Here is a 750-nt window from a genome sequence, read left to right on the forward strand (position 1 = left end):
ACCGGTCCGGCGACCGCCGGGGTCCGCGCGGCGCTCGTCGCGAGCCTCGTCGTCCTGCTGCTCGGCGTGCTGCCGCTCGGGGCGCTCGCGCCGGCGTAGGGAAGGCGTCAGGAAGCCGCCGGGCACCGTCAAGGACCCGTCAAGACGGCCGTCGGACCCGCGGCACCGGGCGTAGGAACGCAGGCGTGCTCGACGTCCTCTACGTGCTCCTCACCGTGGGAGCCTTCACCCTGCTGGCCGTGCTGGTCGACCTCCTGGACAAGGGGGCCGAGCGATGAGCGACGTGCTCCCCGCCCTCGGCCAGGTCGCCGTCCTCACCGCGGCCCTCGCCCTGACCACCCCGCTGCTCGGCCGCCACCTGGCCCGGACCTACACGTCCGAGCGCCACCTGCGGCCCGAGCGCCTGACCTACCGCCTGCTGCGGGTCGACCCCGACGCCGACCAGACGTGGCGCACCTACGCGCTGTCGGTGCTCGGATTCTCGCTGGTCGGCGTGCTCGTCCTGTACGCGCTCGGCCGCCTGCAGCAGCACCTGCCGCTGTCGCTGGGCATGGACGCGCTGCCGGCCGACGGCGCGTGGAACACCGCCGTCTCGTTCGTGGCCAACACCAACTGGCAGTGGTACTCCGGCGAGGCCGCGGCCGGGCACCTGCTCCAGGCCGCCGGCCTCACCGTGCCAGAACTTCGTCTCCGCCGCGGTCGGCATGAGCGTGGCCGCGGCGCCCCTTCGCCGCGCGCTGGCGCGCAGCC

1 protein-coding gene is annotated in these 750 nt (G+C 74.8%); it reads left to right on the forward strand.

The window, feature by feature from the left end; translation table 11 throughout:
* Positions 1-274: 274 nt before the first annotated feature.
* A partial coding sequence (locus tag AC2W7G_RS17680; RefSeq protein WP_485869582.1) for a potassium-transporting ATPase subunit KdpA occupies positions 275-750 on the forward strand: 476 nt, incomplete at its 3' end.

The sequence above is a fragment of the Aeromicrobium sp. PFPM2_SD2 genome (assembly GCF_057364525.1).